We start from the raw sequence: 16,373 nt of genomic DNA, 5'->3' as shown, positions 1-16,373 counted from the left end.
CTACCTCAGAAGCAGGATGCCTGGTGATCCGAGCGCCGCATCATGCCCTTTTCACCGGGTCATGATGCGCTATTGATCGGGGTGTCACCCTCCGGCTGATCCGCCGGTACTCGCTTGGAGAGACCCCGACACTACGGCGAAACTGACGTGCCGCGAACTCAGGATCAGTCCAGCCGACCTCATTGGCAATGGACGATATGAGGAGGTCTGTTGAGCGCAGCAACTCGGCCATTCGTTCCGCTCGGAGCATCGTCAGAAACGCAATCGGCGATTTCCCGAAGGCATCAACAAAGACCCGCCGGATCTGGGAAACAGACAGATGCACCTCATCAGCTAGTTCGGGGATCTTCCATGGGCGCGCACGATCGTTCGACAGCAACTGGGCGACGTGACGCGCTTCATCGCGTAGAGGGCGAAACTGACGATGTCGCGGTTGCGATGGGAGCACTGCGGTGCGCTGCGTGGCGCTTTCTCGTCTGCCTGTCACTTTTAGCGATGGCACCACGAGATCAAGCACCGAGAACAGCAGCGCTTGTGCCCGGTAGAACTGCTCGGGTGCCAATCCGTCCAAGCTCAACGCTGCGAGTTCATCCAGCCAAGGCATGAGCAGCCCGGCCCGGCCCTCACCTATGCGGACGATTTGCGCAGGCTCCGCATAATGCACGTCAAGGAAGTCGCTGGCATCGTGCCGAGTACGAAACTGTGCCGCGTACTGCCAAAAGACTTGGTCTATGACGTAATCACGGTCCAAGTACAGCGTCGTGGTCGTGATCCAGTCCTCTGGCTCTGCCCCACAGAGCGTGTTCGCTGCAAGTACGACGACATCACCGACGTTGACGTTCTGGCATCCGAACTCGCTGAAGAGACGTGCGGCTCCGCTGCGAACGACAATGAACTTCACGCTGTCATAGGCGACAGGATCTACTTGACGGTGAAAGGTCTCCGTGCGTGCACGCACCGGAACGAAGAGGCGATTCATCTGCTCGATTGATGTGACTTCTGACAGTGCGGTGCAGTCACCGCCGTGCAACTGCTATCGGCTGCGAACCTGAGCACAAGCAGTCCTTCACGCCGAGTGCTCGGCATCGTCAGGAGCGACAGGCGCACTCTTCGCCAACTGTCCGATACCCAATGCGCAGATGGCAATGCTCTTGAGTTTCAGAGTTTCGTGACGATGCGTTCTCTCTGGAACTTCGCCACGATGAGGATAAAAGCGAGTAGATCAACGATCGCGAGCACCACGGCCGCGACAAGAGCGACCGTGACGTTGAAGAGCATGAGGCCGGTGGCTTGGCCGATGACGAGGGCGAGGATCGGGAACACAACAAACATCGCTGTGCCCTGGGCGCCCTGCATGGTGGTTGAGCGGCCTGATACCGCGACGATCAGGCTGGTGGCGAGAAACCCGACGAGCGGCACGAGCAGGATGATGAGTACGGCCCATGTCCAGGTCGGGAAGAAGAGGCCGCCCATCATCGGTGCACCGAGTACTCCCACGATCACCGTATAGGCGATGAATGCGATCCAGGTGAGAGCGACTGCGGGGATAACCGAGCCGAGCACTTTGGCGAGCACGAGTTCCCGGTTCGTCAGCGGCGTGTACAGCAGGCCCTCGATGGTGCGACGCTCTTTCTCGCCGACAAGGCTGGAGGAGGCGGTGATCGACGCGGTCATGACGGGGATGACCAGGAAGAACGGTGCGAGGAAGTATACGATCACCGCGTACACGATGGTCTGGTCTGGTGTGTACCCAGACGGTGCGACGCCGTGAGGGAGGTTGTCGAGGAATCCTTGCAGGCCCGCGATCGTCGAGGTGAGGATCCCGGAGCCGCCGAGCAGGATGATCGCCGCGGGCAGCAGGACCGCGAACACGAGAGGCACCGCGATCAGTGAGCCGAGTACCTGCTTGTTGCGGAGCACCTCGAGCCAGTCTTTGCGCATTACCGCTGTGACCCGCTGCCAGCCGATCCCGCTGCGGGTCTTGGACGCCTGTGAGGTGAGGGGCTGGGGGTTCATGCTCCGGTCTCCTTGTCGAGCGTGGTGAAGTAGAACTCTTCGATCGTGGGATGCTGCGGGACGACTGCTCGCACTGCGATCCCCGCCCGCACGAGCGTTGCGACGATCTCTGAAACGGTGCCCTCGTCCTCCGTGTGAAAGGCCAGCTCGTCGTCCGCTCCGATATCGGTTGTCGCGAGCGACGCCACGATTCGGTTTGCAACATCCAGGTCGCCCTCGACTCGCAGGCTGAAGCGGTTTCCGGGCCATTCGTGCTGCAGGAGGTCATCGACAGGGCCGGCGGTGAGAAGCCTGCCTTGTTTGATGATGCCGATGTCATCGCAGAGAGACTCAAGCCCCGCGAGCTGATGCGTGGAGATCACGACAGTTGTGCTCCGGGCCTGGATCATTCGCTTCAGATAGTCGATCAGCTCGGCAGCTGCCTCTGGGTCCAAGCCGGCTGTTGGCTCGTCGAGAAACAGCAACTCTGGCTCATGGATGACGGCGCGTCCGATCGCGAGTTTCTGCCGCATCCCTTTGCTGAACTCGCCCACCAGGGATTCGGATCGGGAGTCGAGGCCGAAAGCGCCCAGGACCTCGTCCACGCGATGATCGAGGGAGCGGCGGTCGAGGCCGTAGAGCGCGCCCCAGGCGCGGAGGTTCTCGCGAGCAGAAAGCGTGTCGTAGAGATTCGTGTCCGTCTGCACGCCGATCCGCTGCCTGAGCCCGTCCGCGTTCTTCGCGGTCACCTGCTCACCGAACAGGGTGACGGTGCCACCGTCGGGGGTGAGCAGACCGTTGAGCAGCCGGATGGTGGTGGTCTTGCCCGACCCGTTCGGGCCGAGCAGCCCGAACGCTCGCCCGCGGGCGACGGTGAAGGAGAGCGCGGTGACGGCCTCGTGCTCGCCGAAGCGTTTCGTGAGGTGGTCTGCGGTGACGGCCGGGTGGGTCATCGGAGTTCCTTTCGACGGAAGACGAGCACGGCGGAAGCGAGCAGAACCACGGCCATGATCACGCCAGTGATGACGGGCCACCACAGCGCAGCATCGTTCACCGGCACGCCGGTGGCGATCGCCGACGCCGTGGGGATCAGACCTGCCGGGGTGTATTCGGCAAGGCGCGGCATGGTTCCTGCAAGGAGGAGAAGGAAGTATGCGCCGATACCGATGCCTGCCGCAGCGGCCAGTGCATCGAAGGCTGCGGATGCAAGCAGCGACGCGGTGATGAGCACAGCCGCGAGGACGATCCACATTCCCGTCGCGCCGAGCATCGTACCGAGCCTGTCTACCCCGGTACCCATCTCGCCGTCGCCCCATACGAGCCGGGTCACCGCCCATGAGGCGACCACGCCGATGAGGGCTGACACTGCGACGAACAGAATGAGCACGATGGCGTGGCTGACGACATATGCGGTGCGGGATGCGGGCTTCACGAGCATCAGCGAGGCGACCCCGGAGCGCACTTCGCCGTTGATCGCACCCGCTGCCATGACGACGACCACGAAGACGGCGAGCTGGGAGAGGTCGGTGATCCACCGCCCAGCCGCATCCGCCGCTGTCGGATCGGGCAGGAGGATCGCGCCGGCCTCACCGCCACCGAGCGCACCGGCGAGGATCTCCTTCGTGAACCGGGTGATGATCGGCCCCGTCGCAGCCAGGAACACGAGCACCGCGGGGAGCACCCAAACGCGCCAGGTGCGCATCACCTCGTCTGTGCGCAGAAGCAGCAGCGGACGCATCGCGTTCATCGGCCCGCCTCCACCAGGTCAACGAACACGTCTTCGAGGCTGGCCTCGTGCGGATCCAGCCGGTACAAGCGGAGACCGCAGGAGGCGACCTTGGCCGCGACCCGTGCGGCACCTTCCTCGATGTCATCCACCGTGAGCAGGAGAGCGCGTGAGTCTCGTTCCGTGTTGCCGATCTCCAGAACCCAGGGCTCGGCTTCGAGCACTATGCGCAGGCGGCCTGGTTCATCCGTTTCCACGATGATTCGTCCGCGAGTGCTTCCGAATCTCGAACGCACCTCTCCGATCGAGCCCGCGGCGGCGACGCGACCGGCGCTGAGGATCGCCACGTCATCGCAAACACGTTCCACATCGGGGAGAAGATGCGTGGAGAAGAACACCGTCGTATTGCCTTTGAGCTCGGTGATGAGTTCGAGAACGGCGCGGCGGCCCATCGGGTCCAGCGCGGAGGTCGGCTCGTCGAGGATCAGGAGTCGCGGACTGTTGATCAGAGCTTGGGCCAAGCCGAGGCGCTGCCGCATCCCGCGAGAGTAGCCGCCGACTTTGGCCTTGGTATCGGCCAGCCCGGTGAGGTCGAGGAGGTCGGGCACGCGACGGCGAACCGTCTGCTTGGAAAGCTGAAACAGTGACGCTGCCTGTTCGAGTACTTCTCGGGCCGTCATCCAGGACGCGAACCCGGGTACGTCCGGGCAGTAGCCGATGAGGGAGCGCGCCTCAGCGCTCCCCGGAGCATTCCCGAAGATGCGCACGGTCCCGCTGTTCTCACGTGCCAACGCGAGCAGTATCCGGATAGCGGTAGTCTTCCCCGCGCCGTTTGCGCCGAGGAACCCGAATACCGATCCCGGTTCGACAGAGAGGTCGAGCCCGTCGAGCACGCGCTGGTCCCCATACTGTTTCGTCAAGCCGCGAACAGCGATGGCAGAGGACTCCAGGCCGGGCGTATGGCGGGCGGTCACTGCTGCTCGCCGTCATACAGATTCCGTACGGTGCTGGCCGTATCGGCCGACGTTGCGGGCGACACATCTGCGACTGGGGCAGGGCTGCGGCCGATCGCAAGAAACAGGATCGTCCCGATCGTGTTGATGAACAAGATGATGAGCGCCCAAGGCCACTTGCGACCAAACACCAGCCGATCGCTGGGTGTGCGAGCGAGCACGACGAGACCAATCACGGCGAAAAGCGCCTGCAGTCCCAGCGCGATCCCGATCACCAGCCCCGTCGTGCCGGAGAGAACGGAAGTGTCGAGGTTCATGAGTAGACCGCTTTCTGCGTGAGAGATCGAACAAGAGGATGCGGGTTATGTGCCACTTGCATGTATCGCCTATATCCTTGCATTACATACTAGTTGAGGCAAGTCGACCATGCTCTTCCCGGCGTGATCCTCAGTCGCCGCGTCCCAAGGGGTCATCAGGGCAGCCTGGAGGCGGCATCTACCCTGTGATCTCAGGCGCCGAAGGTATCAGCGGTGAAGAGTGTGCATTGCGGTCAATGACGATCCTTGTGTTGACCTCAGCGCTCGCGATCGATGTAGTCAGGGGTCGCCTTGGCGTTGCGCCAGGCGTGACGCAGTCCCGCGCGAAGCGGGAGTACGATCACCCCGAGGGATGCCGCAACTCCGAGTAGGAGTCCCGCAGGAACGAGCAGGCCCCATCGGCCACGTGGCCCGCGCGCGCTGAAAATCGAAGCCGCGACGGCTGAAGCTGAAACAGTAGCCAGGGTTGTCGCGCTTGCGGCGCTCACGAGTCGATCCTCTGTCGAAGCCTGCTTGCGTAGCGCCCACAGCGCTGGCGCGACGCCCAGCATCAGGCTGCCGAGCATGGAGAGTTTTGAACTCGTCCGATTCTGCCGCCCAAAGGCATCAAAACCAGATGCAACCCGGTCCGGCATCTTCTTCCACATGAGTGCCAACGCGCCTGCGGTCGCACCTGCTGCCAGGAGCGGTGCGAGCTGCGCGGCACGGACGGAGCGTTCGGGGATCTGGTCGAGTACGTCGCTGGTTGCGTCGTCAGGGCGGATGAGCTTGAGTCTCACGGCGAGAGCGCCGAGGTTGAGTGTCCAGCCGACTCCGAGCAGTCTCGGCACCACGAGGCGCGGGCTCTCCGGATTCCATGTTCGCGAACGGACCCTGGCACTCACCAGGCCCCGTGTTTCCACGGGGAGACCCAGTACTCGGAGGTGGGGCTCATCAGCGGACGCATCGCTCGCAAGCGCATCGAGAAGCTCGCCCGCATAGTCCTCAGGAGCGCCCAGCGCTTCCACTGGCTCGATTCCCGCATCCACCAGTTCGACGAGCTGAGCTTCGAGCCCTTCCAAAGCGAGGATGCGGTCAGTTCGGCTGAGGCTCCCGAGGTGGGCGCCAACCGCCCGCAGATATGACTTCACGAGATGAGGCCACCTTTCCGGAGTAGCTCGCCCATCGCGCCACTCAGCGCATCCCAGGCCGCCGCTCCCTCTTCGAGCGCCGCGCGGCCCTCATCTGTGAGGCTGTAGTATTTCCGCGGAGGACCACCGCTCCCCGCCTCGACCCAACGAGTCGTGACTTTATCGGCCTTGTCCAGGCGTGCGAGCAGTGGATACACGGTCCCTGGAGTCGCGGTCAGCGCGGGCTGCGTGCCCAACTGTTCGATGATCTCGATGGAGTAGTACTCCTCACCGTCAAGCACAGCAAGGATCGCGAGCTCCAGAACTCCCTTGCGGAGTTGGGCGGTCCGGTCCCTGGTAGCCATGCGAACAAGCCTTGCAATACAAAGTAGCTGTTGTCAAACAGTCCGTCGAGACGAACGCTGAGCGAGAACCGCGTGTGAACTCAGTGTTCGTCGGGCGACGGAGAGAAGCGAAGTGATAGCACTCACGGCTTGTAGAGGTTGAACCCCGTTGCCCAACGCCGCGAGCTGCTGGTTTGTGCTGAGACCCCGCGAAGGTGCAGTGACCCACCCGATTTCGAGACCCATCAGCCATTCCACGAACGCCGGGGCGGGTCGCGGTCCGCTTGTGTCGTTGAAGAGCGCAGGCGCAGGGGCCGGACGACCAGTGATTCGCTCCCACCGGGTCACAGCTTCGGCGTATCGTCCCCATCGTTGAAGAGCTGCCCGATCAGGCTCCACAGGCTCTCGGGTTCCTCGGTCTGCGGGTAGCCGTGTGACCCGTGTAAAGCGAGGTAGATGATCTGGTGACTCAGTGCGATCGTGCCGCGGCGTGCTTTCACTTGCTGCAAGGTCTCCCCGCCCCTTGCTGCGTCGGAGGCGAGTGGGGTGCGGAAGAGTGCGGTGGGCGAGGATGAAGACGCGGTATCTGGGGTGGGGTGCGCCGATGAGGGAAGCCGGAAGACCGAGCCATTGCGCGTCATACCGGAGGTCGGCCAGGTCTCCCAGAACTGCTCCTGCTGCCCGAAGAGGTCGAGGTGCGGTTTTCTCCCAGATACCACGGGTCGGGTTCCACACCGCGAGGGGTGGCATCGTCGGGGTTGCATATCCGGGGTTGCGTTGCTCATCGTTGTCTCCTTCGAGGTTCGTGCGGATGGCGGGTGCGGAGAGCAGCCCGCGGACGTTCTCGATCACGACCCACTCGGGTCGCAGTGTGTCGATGGCTTCCGCCATGTGCGCCCAGAGCCCGGAGCGGGTGCCAGGCTTGAGGCCGGTCATCTTGCCCACGGTCGATACGTCCTGGCACGGGAACCCGCCGCAGAGGATGTCGACCGGCGGTACGGTGTTCCAGTCGATGGTGGTGATGTCGCCGAGGTTGGGTGCGTCGGGCCAGTGGTGGGAGAAGACGCGGGCGACGGGTTCGTTGATCTCGGAGAACCAGATCGTCTTTGCTCCGAAGACTTCTTCGGCGGCGAAGTCGAGTCCGCCGTAGCCGGAGAACAGCGACCCGACACGCAGGGGCGCGGACGGGTCGGTGGGAGCCTGGTCTGCCACGGGCGAACCTCCTGGAACGGTGATCCTCGAAGCCGAACCTCGGCTCCGAACTGGTCACAAACCAGGTGCACGAACCACCCCACACGCCGACGGCCAGCAGACGCGACCCAAGTCACGACGACGGCCGCGAAGGCCAACGCCTTTCACCCCTCGCGGTTCGCTCGAACGAGTTGCCACGCGTCTTGCAAGCGAGGTTCGCGCCGTCGCGTGAGTCAACTCAGAGTTGACCGTGCCGGCGGGTCCTGACGCTCACCTCCTCACCAAGACAGGACGGTGAGCGGTGACGGTTTCGATGCGGGTGATGTCCGCCGGCGACGGCTACAAGTACCTCCTGCGCACTGTCGCCACCGGTGACGGCGACCGGGTGCTCTCCACGCCGCTCACGAGGTACTACACGGAGGAAGGAACACCCCCTGGGCGGTGGATTGGGTCAGCGGTCACCGCGCTCGGTGGCGGTTCGATCGTCGTTGACGATGAAGTCACGGAGGAGCAGCTTCAACGGCTGATTGGGCAGGGGTGCGATCCCGTCACTGATCAGGCGCTTGGGAGTCCGTATCGGAAGTATCCGACGGTGGCCGAGCGGATCGAACGTCGCACCGCAAGGCTCGACGTCGACCTCCCGGTGACGGAGCGTGCCGAGGCGGTTGCTGCAATCGAGGCGGAGGAGAGCGCTCGTGGGGTGCGGAAGGCGGTTGCGGGGTTTGATTTCACGTTCTCGATTCCGAAGTCTGCGTCGGTGCTGTGGGCGGTGTCGGATGCGGGTACGCAATCGTTGATTGCGGACGCGCATCACGCAGCGGTTGCGGAGATGGTTGCGTTCATCGAGCGCGAGGTTGCGGCAACTCGTGTCGGTGCGGCTGGACGCAATGGGGCGGTTGCGCAGGCTGATGTGTCCGGGGTGATCGCCACCGCGTTCGATCATTACGATTCGCGGGCGGGTGATCCGCATCTGCATACGCATGTGGTGATCTCGAACAAGGTGCAGACCGTCCACGACGGCAAATGGCGCTCCCTCGACGGACGCCCCCTCCACGTCGCCACCGTCGCTCTCTCCGAGCTCCACGAAGCCGTGTTCGCCGACCACCTCACCCGCACCTTCGGCGTCGAGTGGGAAGCGCGCGACATGGGACGTGACCGCAACCCTGCCTGGGCGATCACGACGGTGCCGGAGCGACTGGTTGCGGAGTTCTCATCGAGGTCACGGCAGATTGACGAGGAGAAGAACCGTCTCATTGCCGAGTACGTTGCGCGTCACGGTCGGCAACCGTCGTTGACGACGGTCATCAAGTTGCGTGCGCAGGCGACGTTGGCAACCAGGCCGGAGAAGCAGGTCCGTTCCCTCGTGGAACTTACCGGTGAGTGGCGGGATCGTGCGTCGCACCTTCTTGGTGAAGACGCCACCCGCTGGGCGCGCACCGTCACCGCCAACGACGCCCCGCTGTTGTTGCGTGCTGATGATGTGCCTTTGGATGTGCTCGACCTGCTCGGGCGCAGCGTGGTCGAAACAGTTGGTGAGAAGCGGTCGACCTGGCGGCGATGGAACCTCACCGCTGAAGCCGCACGGCTAACGATGCCGTACCGGTTCGCCACCACGCAGGATCGTGAAGCTGTCGTTGGAATGGTGGTCGACGGTGCCGAGCGCGCATCGATCCAGCTCACTCCGCCCGAGCTCGCGTCCAGCCCTGCCGTGTTCCGTCGGGCCGACGGCAGCAGCAGGTTCCGGCCTGTCGCGTCGACGGTGTACTCGTCGCCTGAAATCCTGGCGGCGGAAGATAGGCTCCTCGAGCGCGCCCGCAGCATGACCTCACCCACCGTCCCGGTCGAGGTGATCGAGAAGGTCACCCGTCGCCCGGACGGCGACGGTAGGTTCCTCGCCGATGATCAAGCAGTAGCCCTCACCGGGGTCGCGATCTCCGGTCGCGCAGTCGATGTGCTGGTTGGCCCGGCGGGGGCTGGGAAGACAACGGCGATGCGCGCCCTGCGCACCGCGTGGGAGCGGGAGCATGGGCGCGGCAGCGTCGTCGGGTTGGCACCGTCCGCGGTTGCCGCGCAGGCCCTTGCCGATGATCTCGGCATCCGGACGGAGAACACCGCGAAATGGTGGCACGACCACCAGAACATCGGTGCATCGTTCCGTAAGGGCCAGCTCGTGATCGTGGACGAAGCCTCCCTCGCAGGCACCCTCTCACTCGATCGACTCACGGCGCACGCGGTGGAGGTGGGTGCGAAGGTGCTGTTGGTGGGTGACTGGGCGCAACTGCAATCCGTTACCGCCGGCGGCGCGTTCTCCCTCCTCGTCCACGACCGCAACGACGCCCCCGAACTGCTCGACGTGCACCGCTTCGTCAACGACTGGGAAAAGTCCACCTCCCTCGACCTCCGCCACGGCCGCCCAGAAGCCATCGACACCTACACCGCCCACGACCGCATCAACGGCGGGAACACCGAGGCAATGATCGACGCCGCCTACACCGCCTGGCGAGCCGACACTCTCGCCGGGGCTTCAACCGTATTGATCGCGGACTCGAACGAATCCGTCCACGCCCTGAACCAGCGCGCCCGCGCCGACCTCATCCTCGACGGGACCGTGAACGCCCGCCGCGAAGTCCAACTCCAAGGAGATGCTCGCGCCGGGGTCGGGGACACGATCATCACAAGGAAGAACGACCGACGGCTCCGCACCCCGCGAGGTTGGGTGCGCAACGGGGACCGCTGGACCGTCACTGACATTCGCGACGACGGATCACTCACCGCTCGACGCGCCGACAGCCGCGGCACCGTGATCCTCCCCGCCGACTACATCTCCGACCACGTCAATCTGGGATACGCAGTGACCGCGCATAGGGCGCAAGGCATCACCACCGACACCTCTCGTGTGCTCGTTGATCCGTCTACGACGCGGGAGAACCTATATGTCGCGATGACTCGCGGCCGGCACACGAACCTCGTCTACGTCGCCACCGACCGCCCCGACGACAACCACGCCACCCCGCACCCCGCGGATGATCCTGATGCGACCGCGCGGAGCATCCTCTACGGGGTCCTGCAGCACACCGGCGCGGAACTCTCCGCACACCAGACGATCACCGCCGAACAAGAAGCCTGGGGGTCGGTGGGGCAGCTCGCGGCTGAGTACGAGACGATCGCGCAAGCCGCCCAACACGACCGTTTCGCCACCCTCATCCGCGAATCCGGCCTCACCCCAGAGGAAGCTGAAGACACGATCCACTCCGATATATTCGGCGCACTCACCGCCGAACTGCGGCGGGCGGAAGCGAACCACCACGACATCGACGCCCTCATGCCACGGCTGGTCGCGGTCCGCGGCTTCGGTGACGCCGATGACATCGCCTCCGTCCTTCACTACCGCCTCGCCCGCGCCACCGAGAGGCCGGTGGGTTCTGGTCGTACCCGCAAGGCACCCCGTCTGATCGCCGGCCTCATCCCCGAAGCAACCGGACCCATGAGCTCCGAGATGCGGAAGGCCCTCACTGAGCGGGGCGAGCTGATCCAGCAACGTGCCGAAGCCGTCCTCGACCAGGCCATCGCCGAACGGCAGGAATGGGCGCTCGCGCTCGGAGACACACCGGCAGAGACGAGAGCCGCGGCAGCGTGGAAACGGCAGGCACGGACCGTCGCCGCGTACCGCGACCGCTACGGCATCACCACACGCACTCCGCTCGGCCCCGCCCTCGATAGCGATGCGCAGAAGATCGACGCGGCACGGGCGAAAGCAGCACTTGCGAGGCTCCGCGACCTGGCTAGCAGTGATGGTCAGGATGCTCCGTCGCGGGTGATGCGGCGCGAGGGTGCGAGCCGGGGCCTGTGATCGGTTGCCCTTCCGAATGCCGCTGGTGCGTCGTACCCTGGTGGTGAGGCGGATTTCTCCTTGATATGACGCTCCTCGGGGCAGGCCGCAAGGCCACTCACACACGCACCGCCTCCGACGATCCGTCGTGCATGTGAGAGGTAACCCCCGTTATGATCCGCCAGCTTTGGACCCTCAGCGTCTACACCCGCGCATTCCTGCGCCGCTACATGCCCACCAACATCCTCCTCGACGCCATCCGCACCCGCCGAGGACTCAAATGGGGAGTCCCCGCGATGCTCCTCGCCGTGCCCTACCTCCTAGCCGCGAGCACCTTCACCACCCTCATCGCAGACGGCGGACCCGGATGGCTCAACTTCCTCGTCCTCCTCTGCCTGTGGAACACGATGAAGCTCGTCATCATGGGACCCATCAGCCTGATCCTGCTCGCCCGTACTCGTGTGCGGGAGGCCGTGGCCGCTCGCGCCGAACGACGAGCATGAACCGAACTGGTCAAGCAAGCGGTCTGACAGACCACTGCGGCACCGCTACGTCGCGTCGTCCGAACCGGCGCCACACACGAACTGCCGGTAAGCCTCTGGCGTTACCCCAAGGCTCCGTCGGAACTGGCGGGCCGCGAAGTCGGCAACCGCCCATCCCACATCTGCGGCGATCTGATTGATCGGAAGCATGGTCGAGCGCAGTAGCTGTCCCATCGTACGAGGCGTCGGAGAAGGACCGTCGGTGTCAGGCAGATGACTCGCGGGCGCGGGCTCTGGGGCGGATCGCATTGGCCTGTCATCCTTGAGGGAGACCGTTGAGCGGAGGGATGAAACATGACGCAAGCTGAGTTGGCGGCTGAGGTGGCGCGACGCCTCGGAGTCGTCGCGCACCCCGCCGTCGCTCAGATCGCCGAGGCGGTCGCGCTGTTTGCCCCGCTGGGGTGGGCGATGTGCGATCGCTGGCATCAGGCCGGTACAGTCGGGGTCCTACGCCTCGCCGCGAAGGGTGCTGGGCCCACGGCCATTGATGAGGCGATCACTGAGGTCTGGAACTCCGACAATCAGGTTCTTCTCCGGCATGCAGCGGCACCGATACGCCGGTGGTCAAACTCTCACTACCCGTTCAAGCAGGTCATCTGGGATCGTGTCGCGCTCATCGAGAAGGCGATTCAGCATCATCTCGCGGGAGCCTACGAGGCGTCGATCCCAATCATCCTCGCGCAGATCGATGGGATGAGCCGCGATCTTACCGGGCAGTCCTTTTTCTCCAAGGCCAACGCGGACCCCTATCTTGATGACGCGACACTGGCGGGGATTGAAGCGAACCTGCCGGTCGTCCGCCGTGTCTTTTCCGAGAACGTCGATGAGTCCGGCAGTTTCGGCCTCGTCTCGCGCCACGGCGTCCTACACGGCCGAGACCTTGGCTACGCGACACGGGTGAACTCGACCAAGACGATCGTGCTCATCGCCGCGCTGGCCGAGTATTTCCCGCGCATTGCGGACGACGCCGGCGCTCGACTGCGCAGGCTTCATGAAGAGTCCGTCGCGGGCTCGCGAGAACTTGATGAGTCTGGTCGGCTGGTCGATGATCGGCACATCCCTGAGTTGCTCAACTTTGCCTACGACTTCGACACCGAGTACCTCAACGCTGTGTTGCTTCGCCCCGGCCCGTTCGACGTGCATGCGACGCTCATAGAGGTTGCCAGAAAACACAACCTCGATCCCGACTCATTCGCCGTAGGCCAAGATCAGGTTGGCTGCTGGTGGCACTACACCGTCCCCGCGGGACAGACACTCGGTTACGCGGCTCGTCCGACAACGAGCACCGAACGACGACATCCTGACGTATGGCGATGGGACGCGTTCGATGTGCCCCGCGCATCACCGTGGGCGAACGCAGCGGGGTGGCGCTCAGACGATGACTTCCCGCGATCGCCAAACTGGGAACGCGACCCCGTCATCTGACGAGGCGAGGAACAGCAGTGCAGGCACATATCGACAGCGACATTGGCGCGGGGAGCGAGAACGAGAATGAGTGAGAGTTCGGGTGGCAGTGCCGCGGACATTATCGCGGGGTTCGACGCAATACTGCCTGAGCAGGAGCGCGTGCTGGAACAGGCTGCTCAGAACGTCAAGCTTGGCCTCGAACGGGACTCCGAGATTTATCGCCGCTTCACGCAGCTCCAGTTCTTCATCCTTACCGTCGACTTCGACATGCGGGTCATGCTCCGTGCGTTACTCGCGGACCCGCAGAACCGGCTCACCGCCGAGAAGTTCCTTGCCCTGACACTCGAAGAGGCGGAAGAGTCAGCCGGGAGAATGGTCAATGCCGTATCCAAGGCCATGCGGAGTCTCCCCAATGACACCGGCGCCCATCTGTTCGATATTGCGAAGTTCGATGAAGCAGTCCGCGCGTTCAAGCAGGCGATGTCCGAGATGAGGGATGACAAAGAGTTCAACAAGACTCTGCGTCTCATACGGAACACCATCTCCGGCCACATCGTCGGGGACGACGTTGGCGTTCAGAACAGCGCGATCTGGGTACTTACACGCCAAGGCGTGCCCCGCGACATCGACGGTGTCCTGCGGAGCCAGATCGTCTCCTACGCCATCGCGACTCTGAAAGCGCTCACCGAATTCGCACGCGGACTGCAAGGTACCCTGCGAACTTGACGACGGGCCCATTCGATTACAGGAAAGTGAAGATCAGCACAGCGAAGGAAAGAGTGAGCATGCCCAGGCAGTTCACCCAGAAAGATTGACCGGTGAACCGCGCTCGGATGTGTGCGGCGGCCGCCGCGATGAAGTAGACCACGACCCCGACGTTGGCCGCGAAGGCAATCCCCGGCACCCAGATGCCGACGATCAGGCCGACGGTTGCAAGATTCTTGATCACGATCAGTGCCCACCACCAGTCTCAGGGCACGCCGACCCCGTCGAGACAGTCTCGAATGGACTTCGGTGGCTGAATCGAGGCGATAACGTCGAAGAGGAGCGCGGCGGCGAGAATCGCCGGGAGTCACCAGGGATCGGGGATCAAGATCATGACGGGAGCTCCTCGTCGGTGCTGACTATGGCGATGATTCGGCGAAGTTCACGCATCACTTTCGTGTCGACTCGGCGTCGTAGGTCACCCAGGCGGTTCGGGTGGCGAGGGTGTTGTAGAGGGCCTGGGCCTGGTGGTTGTCCTCCGCTGTCATCCACTGCACCCCAGCGTGCCCCTCTGCGGCGGCCATGTCGGTGAGGCGTCCGATGAGTGCCCGCCCGACGCCGTGGCCGCGAGCGGCGGGAACGGTGAAGAGGTCGTCGAGGAAAATGTGACTCGTGCCGGTGTAGGGCGACGAGAATCGGCGGTGATGTGCGAAGCCGAGGATCTCGCCGTCGGCTTCGGCGACGAGTGCTTTGCACTCGTGGGTCGGATCCATGAACCAGCCCCATGCGCGGGAAACGACTTCTTCGGATGCTTCGAGCTTGTAGAACGAGCGGTAGGCGCGGAAGAGGACGCGCCACTGATCCTCATCGGCGGACGAGAGGAAACGAACGGTCGGTGCGATCGTGGTAGTCATTGAAGGGTCCTTCAGTGGTGGGTTGTGGGCCGCCGCTGCAACGGCGTCCCGCGGAGCGGGCGTGTGATGAGCGCCGACTCCTCGAAGTGGGATTGTGGTTGCTCGCTTATTGCGTCATGACAGCCTCGTTTCCCGCGCTGGGCCGTTGCGCATGCTCTCGGCGCGGGGCCAGCACGAGGTAGACGGCGCTGCCCGCGAGCAGACCCCAGAACGCCGCGCCCACGCTGAGGATGACGACCCCCGACATGGTGACCGCGAGTGTCGTGATCGCGGCCATGCCCGTGCGGGTGTCACCGCTCATCGCACTCGTGAGCGCGGTGAGCGCTGAACCCAGCAGCGCGACGGCGGCAACAACAGCGACGGTTTCGCTGGAGATCGCCTGGAACCCGGCGACCAGCACGCCGCCGAACGAGCCGACCAGCAGATACGTGAGGCCACCCGAGAGGCCCGCGATGTAGCGTTTGGTACGGTCGGGGTGGGATTCGGGGCCGAGCGCGATTGCGGCGGTGATCGCGCCGAGGTTGATGCCGTGCGCGCCAAACGGCGCCAAGGCCGCCGACACTGCGGAGATCGTGCCAACGAGCAGGCGGTCGCTCGGCTTGTAGCCCTGCGAGTGCAGCAGCGCGAGGCCGGGCGCGTTCTGCGACGCCATCGTGACGATGAACAGCGGCAGTGCCACACTCACCAGCGCGGCGGGCGTGAAGACGGGCATCGTGAACACCGGGCCACCCAGGGTGAGCACTGGCGCGACGTCATGGAACGCCCCGGAGGCCCAGGTCGTTGCTAGACCCGCCACGAGCGCCGCCAACACCGCGAAGCGATCGAAGAAACGCTTACCGAGAAAGAACGTGACCACGATGCTGCCCGCGATCAGCGGAGCACTCGCGAACGCTCCCGCCGCGGTCACAACAAAGGGAAGCAGAATGCCGGCGAGCAACGCTTGCAACACGGGGCCCGGCACCCTGGCGAGCAACCACCCGAACCAACCCGTGAACCCCACGACCGCCGCAGCAACCGACGCCACGAGGAATGCGCCGACGGCCTCGGCGAATGAGAAGCCGCCGAGGGAGGCGATGAGGAGCGCGGCTCCCGGCGTCGACCAGGCCACGATGACCGGGATGCGAGTGAAGAGGCTGAGCACGATGCTGCAGACGCCGTTGCCGATCGACAACGCCCACACCCAGGAAGCCGTCTGCACTTCATCAAGGCCCGCCGCTCTGGTCGCCTCGAGCACGATCAAGAATGGCCCGGCAAAGTTGATGAGTGCCGAGAGGAACCCCGCGACCACGGCGGAGATGGACACATCCCGCAGGACAGCAGCTACCCGGCTCATACCCGTGC

The 16,373-nt window shown here is 64.2% G+C and carries 16 protein-coding genes and 1 pseudogene; 4 read left to right on the top strand and 13 right to left on the bottom strand.

Features of this window, described 5'->3' with window-relative positions; translation table 11 throughout:
• Positions 1 to 40 precede the first annotated feature (40 nt).
• From ACYVG2_RS14395 to ACYVG2_RS14350, 10 genes and pseudogenes are all read right to left on the bottom strand, one after another.
• Entirely contained in the window at positions 41 to 979 is a 939-nt protein-coding gene (locus ACYVG2_RS14395) for a helix-turn-helix transcriptional regulator (RefSeq protein WP_460781629.1), read from the bottom strand.
• A 179-nt stretch (positions 980 to 1,158) separates the two neighbouring features.
• A complete protein-coding gene (locus ACYVG2_RS14390; protein ID WP_460781628.1) occupies positions 1,159 to 2,016 on the bottom strand; it encodes an ABC transporter permease subunit in 858 nt (285 codons plus the stop codon).
• Positions 2,013 to 2,948, bottom strand: a complete 936-nt coding sequence (locus ACYVG2_RS14385) for an ABC transporter ATP-binding protein (RefSeq protein ID WP_460781627.1) — start codon at positions 2,946 to 2,948, stop codon at positions 2,013 to 2,015. The genes ACYVG2_RS14390 and ACYVG2_RS14385 overlap by 4 nt, the downstream gene beginning before the upstream one ends.
• A complete protein-coding gene (locus ACYVG2_RS14380) occupies positions 2,945 to 3,742 on the bottom strand; it encodes an ABC transporter permease subunit (protein WP_460781626.1) in 798 nt (265 codons plus the stop codon). Before ACYVG2_RS14380 ends, ACYVG2_RS14385 begins: the two co-directional genes overlap by 4 nt.
• A complete protein-coding gene (locus ACYVG2_RS14375) occupies positions 3,739 to 4,695 on the bottom strand; it encodes an ABC transporter ATP-binding protein (protein WP_460781625.1) in 957 nt (318 codons plus the stop codon). The genes ACYVG2_RS14380 and ACYVG2_RS14375 overlap by 4 nt, the downstream gene beginning before the upstream one ends.
• Complete coding sequence (locus ACYVG2_RS14370) at positions 4,692 to 4,991, bottom strand: PLD nuclease N-terminal domain-containing protein (protein WP_460781624.1); 300 nt, start codon at positions 4,989 to 4,991, stop codon at positions 4,692 to 4,694. Before ACYVG2_RS14370 ends, ACYVG2_RS14375 begins: the two co-directional genes overlap by 4 nt.
• Positions 4,992 to 5,248: 257 nt before the next feature.
• Positions 5,249 to 6,121 carry a DUF5808 domain-containing protein gene (locus tag ACYVG2_RS14365; protein ID WP_460781623.1) on the bottom strand — a complete coding sequence of 291 codons (873 nt, stop codon included), beginning with the start codon at positions 6,119 to 6,121 and terminating at the stop codon, positions 5,249 to 5,251.
• Complete coding sequence (locus ACYVG2_RS14360) at positions 6,118 to 6,465, bottom strand: PadR family transcriptional regulator (RefSeq protein ID WP_460781622.1); 348 nt, start codon at positions 6,463 to 6,465, stop codon at positions 6,118 to 6,120. Before ACYVG2_RS14360 ends, ACYVG2_RS14365 begins: the two co-directional genes overlap by 4 nt.
• 323 nt (positions 6,466 to 6,788) lie before the next feature.
• Positions 6,789 to 7,229 carry a hypothetical protein gene (locus tag ACYVG2_RS14355; RefSeq protein ID WP_460781960.1) on the bottom strand — a complete coding sequence of 147 codons (441 nt, stop codon included), beginning with the start codon at positions 7,227 to 7,229 and terminating at the stop codon, positions 6,789 to 6,791.
• 43 nt (positions 7,230 to 7,272) lie between these two features.
• A pseudogene (locus tag ACYVG2_RS14350) lies at positions 7,273 to 7,656 on the bottom strand (DNA cytosine methyltransferase); the annotation flags it as partial.
• A gap of 292 nt (positions 7,657 to 7,948) precedes the next feature.
• Here ACYVG2_RS14350 and mobF point away from each other — a divergent pair.
• From mobF to ACYVG2_RS14330, 4 genes are all read left to right on the top strand, one after another.
• Positions 7,949 to 11,485, top strand: a complete 3,537-nt coding sequence (mobF, locus tag ACYVG2_RS14345) for a MobF family relaxase (RefSeq protein WP_460781946.1) — start codon at positions 7,949 to 7,951, stop codon at positions 11,483 to 11,485.
• 152 nt (positions 11,486 to 11,637) lie between these two features.
• Positions 11,638 to 11,967 carry a hypothetical protein gene (locus ACYVG2_RS14340; protein WP_460781621.1) on the top strand — a complete coding sequence of 110 codons (330 nt, stop codon included), beginning with the start codon at positions 11,638 to 11,640 and terminating at the stop codon, positions 11,965 to 11,967.
• Between the two features lie 333 nt (positions 11,968 to 12,300).
• Positions 12,301 to 13,431, top strand: coding sequence for a hypothetical protein (locus tag ACYVG2_RS14335; RefSeq protein ID WP_460781620.1), 1,131 nt, complete (start codon positions 12,301 to 12,303; stop codon positions 13,429 to 13,431).
• A 66-nt stretch (positions 13,432 to 13,497) separates the two neighbouring features.
• On the top strand, positions 13,498 to 14,139 hold the full coding sequence (locus ACYVG2_RS14330) for a hypothetical protein (protein WP_460781619.1): 642 nt from the start codon (positions 13,498 to 13,500) through the stop codon (positions 14,137 to 14,139).
• A gap of 16 nt (positions 14,140 to 14,155) precedes the next feature.
• On the opposite strand, the gene ACYVG2_RS14325 is transcribed toward ACYVG2_RS14330, so the two are convergent.
• From ACYVG2_RS14325 to ACYVG2_RS14315, 3 genes are all read right to left on the bottom strand, one after another.
• Positions 14,156 to 14,362: a DoxX family protein gene (locus ACYVG2_RS14325; RefSeq protein WP_460781618.1), complete on the bottom strand. Its 207-nt coding sequence runs from the start codon at positions 14,360 to 14,362 to the stop codon at positions 14,156 to 14,158.
• Positions 14,363 to 14,567: 205 nt separating this feature from the next.
• Positions 14,568 to 15,032, bottom strand: coding sequence for a GNAT family N-acetyltransferase (locus ACYVG2_RS14320; protein WP_434142317.1), 465 nt, complete (start codon positions 15,030 to 15,032; stop codon positions 14,568 to 14,570).
• A gap of 106 nt (positions 15,033 to 15,138) precedes the next feature.
• Positions 15,139 to 16,335 (bottom strand): benzoate/H(+) symporter BenE family transporter, encoded by a 1,197-nt coding sequence (locus ACYVG2_RS14315; RefSeq protein ID WP_460781617.1) that lies wholly within the window; start codon positions 16,333 to 16,335, stop codon positions 15,139 to 15,141.
• Between the last annotated feature and the right edge of the window lie 38 nt (positions 16,336 to 16,373).

This window comes from Microbacterium shaanxiense, from assembly GCF_054779995.1.
The sequence above is the reverse complement of the archived record's forward strand: the minus strand, read 5'-3'. Positions and strand labels throughout refer to the sequence as shown.